The organism is Acidimicrobiia bacterium, from assembly GCA_029210695.1.
Taxonomy (GTDB): Bacteria; Actinomycetota; Acidimicrobiia; order Spongiisociales; family JAHEDJ01; genus JAHEDJ01.
Window position 1 is genome coordinate 35,478 of record JARGFH010000028.1, and the last position, 11,155, is coordinate 46,632.

11 protein-coding genes and 1 pseudogene are annotated in these 11,155 nt (G+C 63.3%); 8 read left to right on the forward strand and 4 right to left on the reverse strand.

The annotated features are described in order from the left end of the window. Nucleotides 1–105: 105 nt before the first annotated feature. Complete coding sequence (locus P1T08_10490) at nt 106–1,812, reverse strand: glycerol-3-phosphate dehydrogenase/oxidase (GenBank protein ID MDF1596505.1); 1,707 nt, start codon at nt 1,810–1,812, stop codon at nt 106–108. A 91-nt stretch (nt 1,813–1,903) separates the two neighbouring features. On the opposite strand from P1T08_10490, the gene P1T08_10495 reads away from it, so the two are divergent. Both P1T08_10495 and P1T08_10500 read left to right on the forward strand, forming a co-directional pair. Further along, a complete protein-coding gene (locus P1T08_10495; protein ID MDF1596506.1) occupies nt 1,904–2,230 on the forward strand; it encodes a hypothetical protein in 327 nt (108 codons plus the stop codon). A 178-nt stretch (nt 2,231–2,408) separates the two neighbouring features. After that, nucleotides 2,409–3,986: an adenylate/guanylate cyclase domain-containing protein gene (locus P1T08_10500; protein ID MDF1596507.1), complete on the forward strand. Its 1,578-nt coding sequence runs from the start codon at nt 2,409–2,411 to the stop codon at nt 3,984–3,986. Between the two features lie 74 nt (nt 3,987–4,060). Here the strand turns inward: P1T08_10500 and P1T08_10505 are convergent, their stop codons facing one another. Continuing rightward, nucleotides 4,061–4,357 (reverse strand): hypothetical protein, encoded by a 297-nt coding sequence (locus tag P1T08_10505; GenBank protein MDF1596508.1) that lies wholly within the window; start codon nt 4,355–4,357, stop codon nt 4,061–4,063. Between the two features lie 414 nt (nt 4,358–4,771). Here P1T08_10505 and gnd point away from each other — a divergent pair, with 414 nt between their 5' ends. The 5 genes from gnd (at nt 4,772) to P1T08_10530 (ending at nt 10,254) form a co-directional block, all read left to right on the forward strand. Next, nucleotides 4,772–5,791 (forward strand): decarboxylating 6-phosphogluconate dehydrogenase, encoded by a 1,020-nt coding sequence (gene gnd, locus P1T08_10510; protein ID MDF1596509.1) that lies wholly within the window; start codon nt 4,772–4,774, stop codon nt 5,789–5,791. Then, entirely contained in the window at nt 5,791–7,164 is a 1,374-nt protein-coding gene (gene zwf, locus P1T08_10515; GenBank protein ID MDF1596510.1) for a glucose-6-phosphate dehydrogenase, read from the forward strand. The genes gnd and zwf overlap by 1 nt, the downstream gene beginning before the upstream one ends. Further along, entirely contained in the window at nt 7,161–7,760 is a 600-nt protein-coding gene (locus P1T08_10520; GenBank protein ID MDF1596511.1) for a histidine phosphatase family protein, read from the forward strand. Before zwf ends, P1T08_10520 begins: the two co-directional genes overlap by 4 nt. Nucleotides 7,761–7,858: 98 nt before the next feature. Continuing rightward, nucleotides 7,859–9,478 carry a glucose-6-phosphate isomerase gene (gene pgi, locus P1T08_10525; GenBank protein MDF1596512.1) on the forward strand — a complete coding sequence of 540 codons (1,620 nt, stop codon included), beginning with the start codon at nt 7,859–7,861 and terminating at the stop codon, nt 9,476–9,478. A 41-nt stretch (nt 9,479–9,519) separates the two neighbouring features. Continuing rightward, nucleotides 9,520–10,254: an NAD(P)H-hydrate epimerase gene (locus P1T08_10530; GenBank protein MDF1596513.1), complete on the forward strand. Its 735-nt coding sequence runs from the start codon at nt 9,520–9,522 to the stop codon at nt 10,252–10,254. 134 nt (nt 10,255–10,388) lie between these two features. Here P1T08_10530 and P1T08_10535 read toward each other — a convergent pair. Continuing rightward, nucleotides 10,389–10,568, reverse strand: a pseudogene (locus P1T08_10535) (MFS transporter). A 197-nt stretch (nt 10,569–10,765) separates the two neighbouring features. Here P1T08_10535 and P1T08_10540 point away from each other — a divergent pair. Beyond that, nucleotides 10,766–10,897, forward strand: a complete 132-nt coding sequence (locus P1T08_10540; protein MDF1596514.1) for a hypothetical protein — start codon at nt 10,766–10,768, stop codon at nt 10,895–10,897. Here P1T08_10540 and P1T08_10545 read toward each other — a convergent pair. Beyond that, complete coding sequence (locus P1T08_10545; protein ID MDF1596515.1) at nt 10,882–11,034, reverse strand: DUF1206 domain-containing protein; 153 nt, start codon at nt 11,032–11,034, stop codon at nt 10,882–10,884. The genes P1T08_10540 and P1T08_10545 overlap by 16 nt on opposite strands. Nucleotides 11,035–11,155: the final 121 nt, after the last annotated feature.

Here is an 11,155-nt window from a genome sequence, read left to right on the forward strand (position 1 = left end):
CGGGGAACTGTAATCCAGCGTATCGCTCACCCCGACGGGGGGAGTACGCCCGGCCGAAGGCCGGGTGGGAGGGGCGCAAATCTTCCGGTGTCTCTCGCTCCCGGCTCAACCCCGGCCCAGCATGCGGACGTCGGGAGCTCCGAGCCGGGCGGCGTCGGCGGTCTGGTCGTCTGGTTGTTCCTGCGACTGGCGTTCGGCGGTCACTCTGCCCTGGTAGTGCTGGATCTCACGGGTGATCGTGTCCTCGTCCCATCCGAGTTCGAAACCCATCAGCTCCGCCACCTGCTTGGTGGCGGCCATGCCCCGATCCCACGACTCGATCGAGAGCCGCGTGCGTCGGGTGAGCACGTCGTCGAGATGGAGCGCCCCTTCATGCCGGGCGGCGTAGGCGACCTCGACCGCCAGGTAGTCCTCGCTGCCCGGCAGCGTGGAGGACAAATCAGGGCGTTCTTGCAGCATTGCCAGCACCTCGGTGATATTGGCTCCGTGCCGGTGCAGCAGGTTTTCGGTCTGTGCGGTGGTGAGACCCGATTGGGTGGCCGTCTTGTAGCGGCGGTTCCAGGCCGGTTTGAAGCCGTCACCTCCAACGAGGGGAACCTCGGCCGTGCAGGACGGAGGTATCCGACCTCCGAGGTTGCGGGCGGCGGCGTCGACTGCATCTTCGGCCATGACGCGGTAGGTCGTGTACTTGCCACCTGCCACAGAGATCAGTCCGGGGACGGTTTGCGAAACTGCGTGCTCCCGGGTGAGTTTGCTGGTCGCGTCCGACTCCCCGAACAGCAGCGGCCGCAGGCCGGCGTAGATGCCCTCGACATCGTCACGGGCGAGTGGTTCGTCCAGCACGGTATTGACATGGCTGAGGAGGTAATCGATGTCGCGGCGGCTGGCGGCCGGATGAGCGAGGTCGAGGTTCCAGTCGGTGTCGGTGGTGCCGATGATCCAGTGCTTTCCCCAGGGGATCACAAAGAGAACACTCCTCTCTGTGCGGAGGATCAGCCCGGTGTCGGAGTGGAGGCGGTCCTTGGGAACGACCAGATGGATTCCCTTCGACGCTCGAACCTTGATGGTGCCCCGGCCCGCCATGTCCTGGATCTCGTCGGTCCAAACGCCCGTGGCATTGATGACCTGTCGGGCCCGGATGTCGAGAGTGCGTCCCGATTCGAGGTCGAGTGCCTGCACTCCGGTGACCCGGTCGCCCTCGCGCAGGAGTCCGGTCACGCGGGCACTCGAGGCCATGGCCGCACCGTAGGCCGCGGCCGTTCTCGCCAGCCCGAGCGTGTGGCGGGCGTCGTCGACCTGAGCGTCCCAGTATCTGATCGCACCGATGAGCGCGTCTTTCGAAAGTCCAGGCGCCAGCTTCAGGGCCGAACTCCGTGACAGGTGACGATGGGCGGGGAGCGGGTTGCGGGCGAGGGCAGCCAATCCGTCGTACATGGCAATGCCGGCGCCGACGTATGCACGTTCCCACACCCGGTGCTGGAGGGGGTAGAGGAATGAGACCGGCCGGACGAGGTGCGGCGCCAGCCGGTCGAAGATCAAACCACGCTCGCGCAGTGCCTCACGAACGAGGCCAAAATCCAGTTGCTCGAGGTAGCGCAGACCGCCGTGGATGAGTTTCGATGAGCGACTCGAAGTTCCGGAGGCGTAATCACGCTGTTCGACGAGGGCGACGGAGAGACCGCGGCTGGCTGCATCGAGGGCGGTACCCGCTCCGGTAACACCACCACCGACGACGACGATGTCGAACACTTCGTCTGACATCCGGTCGAGATCGCGAGTTCGTTGCTGGGGTCCGAGGGTTGGATTGCTCACATCATCGAGGCTACACCCCGCCCTTGTGATCGCCGGCGGCGTTGGTCCTAACCACGGTGGGCCGACGACTCTGGCACTATCGTGCCGCCACGTGACTGATCAGAACACCCCGGACCGGCGCAGTAGGTTCAAACGTACGCTCACGGGTGCGATCCTGGCGCTTCCGCAGGTGTCTGCCTGGATGTTCACTGGGTCGGTTTGGAACCTCGCCAGGCAGCGTTGGGATGTCTTCTTTGAGCCGATGTGGCTGGCGGTAGTGCTCATTGCGATCGTGCTGGGGACCGGAGCAATATCTGTTCGCGGCCTGTGGCTGTATTTCAGGGGAACCCGCACCTACGTCCTGGCCGCCACCAGTGCCGTCCTGTCGATGACCGCGGCGGTGGCGCTTTCCTTCGTAACGGCGATCGTGACCTTCTAGTGGTCCGTCGCGGATTTGGTGACTTGGTCTCCTGCCGGACGATCCCCGCTGTGGCAGGGTTCGTGGCACTGCCTACCCCGGTCATCAAATAGCAGACAGACCACTAGGGCGGCGGTCCTGATCGCCCGCCGTCGACGTCTCCGGGCGAGTAGGTGAGCACGACGAATCGAGGGGACCCATGACCAGCACTATTTCGCCGCCCCGACCGGATGGTTCTACCCCGGCGCCGGCAGATCGCGATACGGACGGTATTCCCCGTCTGCTGCCGCCCGTGGTTGACTTCGTCGCCCGAATCCAGGCGCGCCTCGAGACGAAGTTGCTGGCCGGTTTCCTAGGCATCTCAGTGCTGATGCTGGCCCTCGGGATCGTCGGGCTCCTGGTCGTGAACCGTATGGATGTTCAGGTTGATCGCCTCTCAATGCTCCAGCGGCAGTCGGACAACGCCAACCACATGCTCTACAGCATCACCGCGCAATCCCATTTCCGAACCATGGCACTGCTGACCGGGGAACCAGTCTGGAACGACAAGATCGGTGGCGCGAAGGCAACCTTCGCGCAGCTCATCGAGGAGACAGAGGTCATCGCGGTTGGCGACCACGGCGACCTGTTCAACCGCTTGCGTGCCATCGATGAGCGCTACGCGGAGGCCGGTGTGCGAGTTGAGGCGCTCCAGGCCTCCGGAGACATCGAAGGTGCTCTCCGGGCCCACGTCCAATCTGAGCACGAGATCAGTCACGAGCTGGAAGGTCCGCTAAACGACTTCATCGGCGACACCGAAGATCTGGTGGCGGCCGAGATCGACGGCTTCGCGGGAGACCGCCGATTCCTGCGAATCGCTCTAGCTGCCTTCTCAGTGATGAGCCTCGGAGGAGCCGTAGCGCTGGGTGCCGTCATCTCGTGGACTGTGATCCGGCCGGTCCGCAGAATCGATCATGCTCTCGACACACTGGCGAGTGGTGATTTCACTGCCCGCATCGATGTGCCCAATCGAGACGAGTTCGGAAAGCTCTCGGACAATGTCAACCGGGCCAGTGAGCAGCTCGAAACACTGTATGGAAGGCTCGAGACCGTCAACCGCGACCTCCAGGCGCAGGTCGATGATCAGGTCGCATTGCTCGAACGCACGTCGCAGTTGCGTCGCTACCTGTCGCCCCAGGTCGCCGAGGCGATCGTCACCGGTGACAGGGGGATCGGTGAGTCGAGGCGAGCAGAGCTGTCGATCGCGTTCGTCGACATCCGGGGGTTCACGGCCCTCTCCGAGCAGTCGGAGCCGGAGGAGATGATCGCCGGACTCAATCGCTTCCTCACCGTGATGACCGACATCGTCTTTCGCTACGAGGGAACGCTCGACAAGTACATAGGCGACGCGCTCATGGTCTTCTTCAACGACCCTCTTCCCCAGGAAGACCACGCCGAACGGGCAGTCCGAATGGCGCTCGACATGCAAGTCGCCCGAGTCGAGCTGAGAACTAGCCTCACCGAGGCTGCTCAGTTGGAGATCACCGCCGGCGTCGGCATCTCGACCGGGTTCGTGACGGTGGGCAACATCGGCTCGCCGAGTCGCATGGACTACACGGCGATGGGCAACCACGTGAACCTGGCCTCCCGGCTCGCCGATGATGCCGGTCCCGGCGAGATTCTCATCACCGAACGCACGCTGGCGTTGCTCCCGCAGGGACTGGTGACGGCCGAGCCGGCGGGCCAGCGCAATCTCAAAGGCGTGCAGCGTCCGATCGCCTTCTACCGGATCGTCTGAGGACGGGAGCAACCGCGAGAAGGCTGCGGCCCAAGCGCTACATCATCTTCTTACCGGCAAACAACCGGATGGTTTCAGCGCTTGCGCCGGCCGGCCCGGGATGACCCGCCCAAGAAGGTGCCGGCTCCGAGCACGAACCCAAAGTTGTACCAACCACCGTTGTTGAAGACCTCGTAAACATTCACGTTGTCACTGAACAGCGAGATGATGAACACGATTGGCAGGATGATCCCGTGCCAGAGGCCTAGCCAGAACCCGGCCATCTCCCCGTTGTCGGTTGCCACATCGACCTGGGGGTTCGGGCCGGCCGCGCAGGCAGCCAGCAGCAGCGCGAACAGGATCACGGTCACCAGAAGGTGCTTTCGCTTCACATCTACCTCCTTCCGACGAAGCTACTCAACTTCAGCCCGGTTGGGCGATCGATTCGCGTGGTGGTGAGCATCTTGCGAAGGCGCCACGTTCTGTCTGGCCTCACAAGGACGGTACGTCCCACCCGATCGGAGGATGCTGCCGGATATGAGAGCACACGCAACACTGTCGCTACGCCGACAGTTAGGGCCTGCGCGGCCCGGCTGCCCCGTTGGATGGAGTAGATCGAGTGCAAGCGAACAAATTCCACCGATTTGATGAGCCGGTCCCGGCTCGAGCGACTCCGCGAGAATGGGGTTCCCACCGCGGGTGTTGTGGGCAAGCACGAGGACAGAAGGAACTGCGTCATTCACCTCGAGCTGCCCAACTTGAGCCGGATGAACGGCGGGGTACCGACGACAAGGAGATACCGCATCATGGAACTGGGAATGATCGGCCTCGGCCGAATGGGAGCGAACCTCGTTCGCAGGCTGCTCCGTGATGGCCATCGGACCGTTGTGTACGACGTCGACCCCGTCTCCGTAGCCGAGCTGGTCGCGGCAGGCGCCGAGGGGGCAGATGGTCTTGCCGACCTGGCCGGCAAACTGAACGGCCCTCGAACCATTTGGGTGATGGTGCCGGCGGGAATCACCGGGAAGGTCATAGATGACATCGCTTCCCACCTCAACGCAGGCGACATCATCATCGATGGGGGTAACTCGTACTACCAGGACGACCTCGAGCGGTCGGCTGTCTTGTTGGAGCGCGGCATTCGTTTGATCGATGTCGGTACCAGCGGTGGTGTATTCGGGCTCGAACGGGGGTTCTGCCTGATGATCGGCGGCGACGCCGGCGCGGTTGCCCACCTCGACCCGATCTTCCGGACCCTGGCCCCGGGAGTCGACACGGCCGAGCGGACCCCGGGCCGCGCTGGTGAGCCGCTGGCTGCCGAGCACGGCTATCTGCACTGTGGGCCGAGCGGTGCAGGTCACTTCGTCAAGATGGTCCACAACGGCGTCGAGTACGGCATCATGGCCGCATATGCGGAAGGTCTGAACATTCTCAAACATGCCGGGGTCGGGCTCTCCGACAGCCGGACCGATGCCGAGACCGCCCCTCTTCGGCGGCCGGATCACTATCAGTACGAGTTGGATGTGCCGGCGGTCGCCGAAGTTTGGCGGCGAGGCAGCGTTGTTGCCTCGTGGTTGCTCGATCTGACCGCCGCCGCCTTCGTTGAAAACCCGCAGCTCGACGGGTTCACCGGTCGGGTATCGGACTCAGGAGAGGGAAGGTGGACCGTTCTGAGTGCGGTGGAAGAGGGCGTTCCCGCCCCGGTCCTTTCGGCGGCGCTCTACGGCCGGTTCGACTCGAGGGGACGTGACGAGTTCGCCAACCAGGTTTTGTCGGCGATGCGCCAACAATTTGGTGGCCATCAGGAGAAAGCCGGCCCTGCCTGATGGAGGCAACCTACGCCGACGCACTGATCTTGTTCGGGATAAGCGGAGATCTGGCCCGTAAGAAACTGTTCTCGGCTCTCTACGACCTCACCGCCGCCGGTGGCCTCGACATGCCGGTGATCGGGGTGGCTTCGAGCGACTGGGATGATGAGACGTTGCGTCGCCATGCTCGGGAAGCTCTCGAGGAGGCAGGCGAACCGATCGACGACGAGGTGTTCGCCCGGCTGGCGGCCAACCTTTGTTACGTGGCAGGCGACTACCAGGAGGCGGGCACCTATGCAGACATCGCCAAAAGGGTGGCCGGAGGTGAGTGCACTGTGTCGTACCTGGCCATCCCCCCCGGGCTATTCGACGACGTTGTCGAGGGATTGGCGTCGGTGGGGCTCAACCAACAGGGTCGGCTGGTATTGGAGAAACCCTTTGGCCGAGACACCCAATCGGCTGCCGACCTCAACGAGATAGTTCACCGCCACTTCCCGGAAGAGCGGGTGTACCGGATCGACCACTTCCTCGGCAAGGAATCGGTGCAGAACCTCATGATCTTCCGCTTCTCTAACACCGTTTTGGAGCCTGTCTGGAACCGTCACTACGTGCGCGGTGTGCAGATCACGATGGCAGAGGATTTCGGCGTCGAGGGAAGGGGTTCCTTTTACGACCGGGTTGGCACGATACGCGATGTCGTCCAGAACCATTTGCTGCAAGTGCTGGCGTTGCTGGCCATGGAACCACCGGTGTCGGAGGATGCCGACGCGCTGCGCGACGAGCGAGTCAAAGTGCTCAGAGCCATCGAGACGCTCACCCCTAACGATCTGGTTCGCGGTCAGTATGCCGGTTACCGCCGGGAGCCCGGAGTTGCTGCCGACTCGGACACCGAGACATTTGCGGCACTTCGGCTAGAAGTGGATTCATGGCGGTGGGCCGGAGTGCCGTGGATCATCCGGGCCGGGAAGGGGATGGCTTCAACGGCCACCGAAGCAGTTGTCGAGTTTGCTCGCCCCCCACGGCCCCTCTTTGCCGACGTCGATAGCCGGCCAGGCCCCAATCGATTGACGTTCCGCACCAAACCCGACGAAGAGATCAGCCTGTCGATGCAGGCGAAACAGCCTGGATCGGCGATGGTCAGTGGGCCGGTTGAACTGCATCTCGGGCACGATCGGATCCCCGGCCGAGACGCCTACGATCGGCTGATTGGTGATGCACTCCGCGGTGACCCGGCTCTCTTCGCCCGTCAAGACGGCGTCATGGAAGCCTGGAGGGTGGTCGATCGAGTGCTCACCAACCATCGACCGGTCGTTCCCTATCAGCGGGGTACCTGGGGTCCGGCCGAAGCCGACGCCCTGCTCGGTTCCGACTGGGACTGGATCACCACATGACCGAGCACGAAGTTGTGTTGGTCCGGCACGGACAAACGGAATGGAGTGTTTCCGGCCAACACACCGGGCGGACCGACGTACCCCTCACCGAGTTGGGCCGCCGTCAGGCCGACGCCCTGGGCGGGATGCTGGGGGGACTCGAGTTCGCGCTCGTTTTGTCCAGCCCACTGAGTAGGGCATGGGAGACCATGGACCGGGCCGGGTATGCGGTCGGGGGAATAGCCGCCGACGAGCTATTGGAGTGGGATTACGGTGCATACGAGGGGCGTCGAACCGCCGATATCCGAAAGGAGATCCCCGGTTGGTCGGTGTGGACCCACCCGATCGTCGACGGTGAGTCCTTTGACGAGGTGGGAGCGCGGGCAGACCGTGCGATTGTCAGAGCTTTGAGCGTCGATGGGCCGGTCGTGATGTTCGCGCATGGGCACTTGCTCCGCATCCTGGCTGCCAGATGGATGGGTCAGCCGGCCGTTGCCGGCTGCAACCTCGGACTCGACACCGCCACCGTATCCACCCTCGGGTGGGAACGGGAGAATCGGGTGATTCGACACTGGAACGAAGCCTGTCATCTTCGCTCGATGGACCCGGTGCTCTGAATGGAGGACCTCAGCCGACACAACGATCTCAGCCGGGACGCGACTCAACGAGGGCGCCATCCGGGTTGACAACTCAAACGGAGAACACCTTGACCTCAATCACCTCCACCTCCGAGTGGAAAAGACTCGAAACCCTCAAACAAGACGGGGACGCACTCGACCTGCGGCGCGCCTTTTCTGAAGACCCGACCCGCGCCGAACGGCTTACTTTCGCGGCCGGCGACCTGGTCGTCGACCTCTCCAAACACCTGATCAACGAAGAGATCATTGCCGGACTGGTGGCGGTGGCACGTCGGGCCGGTCTACCCGAACGAATCGACGAGTTGTTCGGTGGGGCGCACATCAACGTCACCGAGGACCGGGCGGTTCTGCACCCGGCACTGCGAGCCGCACCGGACGATCACTTCACGGTGGACGGTGGCGATGTCGTTGTCGACGTGCATGAGGTTCTCGAGCGCATGGCCGATTTCTCCGAGCGGGTCCGCACAGGTGCTTGGCGTGGTTTCACGGGCGAACGGATCCATCATGTGGTCAACATCGGAATAGGCGGTTCCGATCTTGGCCCGGCCATGGCCTATCGAGCCTTGCGACCCTACGTCCATCCCGACATCGACGCCCACTTCGTTTCGAACATTGACCCGGCGGATCTGGCTGCGGTGCTCGAGATCGTCGATCCGGCCACGACCCTGTTCATCGTTGCCTCCAAGACCTTCACAACCCTGGAGACCCTGACCAATGCCCGCACTGCTCGAACCTGGCTGATCGATCGGCTCGGCGACGAAGCGGCCGTCTCTAGCCACTTCGTGGCGGTCTCCACCAATGCCGGAGAGGTGGCCGCCTTCGGAATCGACACTGCCAACATGTTCGGATTCTGGGACTGGGTTGGCGGCCGGTATTCGATGGATTCGGCGATCGGACTCAGTCTGATGATCGCCGTGGGCCCGTCGGCGTTCCGGGAGATGCTGGACGGATTCCGGATGATCGACCGGCACTTGCTCACCACCCCGTTCGAACGCAACGTACCGGTGCTGCTCGGGCTGATCGGTGTCTGGTACCGCAACCTGCTGGGATACCCGACCCATGCGGTGCTGCCGTACAGCCAGGATCTCGACCGGTTCGCGGCCTACCTCCAACAACTCGATATGGAGTCGAACGGCAAGCAGGTGCGCCTCGACGGGACATCCGTTGATATGGACACCGGACCGATCGTGTGGGGCGAACCCGGTACCAACGGTCAGCACGCCTTCTACCAACTCCTCCACCAGGGCACCACTGTCGTACCGGCGGACCTGATCGGTTTTATCGAACCTGCCATCGACCTGGGCGGCCAGCACGATCTGCTGATGGGCAATCTGTTTGCCCAGGCTGAGGCCCTCGCATTCGGCAAAACGAGTGAAGAGGTCGCAGCCTCCGGCGTGGCGCCGGAGCTAGTTCCCCATCGCACCTTCCCTGGCAACCGCCCGACCTCTGTCATCCTCGCCCCAAGACTCACCCCCTCAATCCTCGGTCAACTCGTCGCTCTCTACGAGCACAAAGTGCTCACACAAGGGGTCATCTGGGGCATCAACTCGTTCGATCAGTGGGGAGTTGAGCTCGGCAAGGTACTCGCCTCCACCATCATCGACGAACTCACTTCGGAGAGGCCACCCGTCTTGGCGCACGATGCCTCAACGAATTCGCTCATTCGCCGCTACCGGGAAGCGCGGGGACGGGCATGATCACGCGTCTCAGGTCGCTTTGTGGACGGAACTGACGGCTCATGACAACACAGATCTTCGTGACCGAGGCGGGGCTGGAGGTGCCGGCGATCACAACCGATCAGATGCGAGAAGTGGACAGGGTGGCGATCGAGGAGGTTGGGCCCAACTTGTATCAGATGATGGAGAATGCCGGCCGCAGCCTGGCGCTGACCGTTCTCGACAGGCTCGGCGATGATTGGGCGACCACCCCTATCGCAGTACTGGCCGGAACCGGTGGAAACGGGGGTGGCGGTATATGCGCGGCTCGCCATCTCGTCAACCGGGGAGCAGACGTCACCGTGGTGATTTCAGACGAAGAACGATTGGCCTCGGTCCCAGACAAGCAGCTCGCCGTCTACCGGGGAACCAACGGCAAACTGGTGCGGATCGACGAGCTCGGCGCCCTGCGACCGGGTCTGGTGGTCGATGCCGTCATCGGATACAGCCTGGGAGGAGCACCGCGCGGCACCGCCCGCCGGATGATCGACTGGATGGGTGATCAGTCTGCCCCGGTGGTCTCCCTTGATGTGCCTTCAGGAATCGACTCGACGACCGGTGAGGCCCCCGGCGACTATGTGCAGGCCGCCGTGACCTTGACACTTGCTCTTCCCAAGACGGGACTCGATGTGGCTGCAGCCGGCGACTTGATGCTGGCCGACATCGGTATTCCGGCCGAGGTATACCGACGGGTCGGAATCGACCTGCCTGCCGGGATATTCGGAGCCGGCTACCGGGTGACCGTCAGGCCGACCTGAGTTCGGATACCGGCCGCTGCTTGCTGGGCGGCCGTGTCAGGCACCCGGGGCACGCCCCTCGGCAGCTACTTCTCCTCCGAGGGTATCGAAGACTTCGTGAAGCATCTCCTCGGTTGGGGCGCCGGCACCGTCCCGGATAGACCGTATCCCGCCACAACAAGGGGCTTGCGACGCTGCATCCGATCCGTCCACCAGCCTGAGGCCACCTTGAGCACAAAAGCGGTCGACTCGGCGATCCCTTCGATCGTGCCGAGTGCTATGGCCCCAGCACCGAGTACCTCCACGAGAAACACCGGCAACAATGGGTAGATCATCTCGCTAGAGAGATCCGTGAGAAAGCTAACCAGGCCGAGCGCTACAACGGTACGAGGCAAGCGACCAAACGTGACGGGAACCCGCGATCTCACGACTGCATGCTGGCAGATCGGCCAGTCGCAGATCGCCGGAGCCACTCGCAGTTTTGCGTGTCTCTAATCTCTGCACCGAGGCGGAATCAGCTCCAGGAGGCATCATGGAGCTCTCTGCAGTCGATCAGCTGGTCTGTTACTCAACCACCGCCGGCCAGTTGGAAGCGTCAATGGCCACTCTCAACGGTCGTGGCTGCGAGCCGCTCGGTGCATGGCTCGGTTACATCTTGCGGTAGCGCGCCTGGAGCATGGAGAACAGGCCGGAGGCCACGAATCCGAGAGCCAGCACAGTGAGCAGGAACCTTCCGGATGGCTGTGCCAGGAGCGTCTGCAACGCGCCGTCGAGGCCCTGCCTCTGTGGGCCGAAAGTCACGGTCGCGTACGTGAGCAAACCCCCCACGCCGCCGACGGAAACCCCTTAGCCTGGATCCACCGATTCGGTTGGCTGGTGGTGGTTTTGGGGGTTGAATCGGGGTCGGGTGGGCCGGATTGTG

Excerpts from the sequence above, each read along its gene's own strand:
- gnd (MDF1596509.1), top strand. The coding sequence starts at position 4,772 with ATGGAACTGGGAATGATCGGCCTCGGCCGAATGGGAGCGAACCTCGTT.
- P1T08_10500 (MDF1596507.1), top strand. The coding sequence starts at position 2,409 with ATGACCAGCACTATTTCGCCGCCCCGACCGGATGGTTCTACCCCGGCG.
- P1T08_10530 (MDF1596513.1), top strand. The coding sequence starts at position 9,520 with ATGACAACACAGATCTTCGTGACCGAGGCGGGGCTGGAGGTGCCGGCG.
- P1T08_10540 (MDF1596514.1), top strand. The coding sequence starts at position 10,766 with ATGGAGCTCTCTGCAGTCGATCAGCTGGTCTGTTACTCAACCACCGCC.
- P1T08_10520 (MDF1596511.1), top strand. The coding sequence starts at position 7,161 with ATGACCGAGCACGAAGTTGTGTTGGTCCGGCACGGACAAACGGAATGG.
- zwf (MDF1596510.1), top strand. The coding sequence starts at position 5,791 with ATGGAGGCAACCTACGCCGACGCACTGATCTTGTTCGGGATAAGCGGA.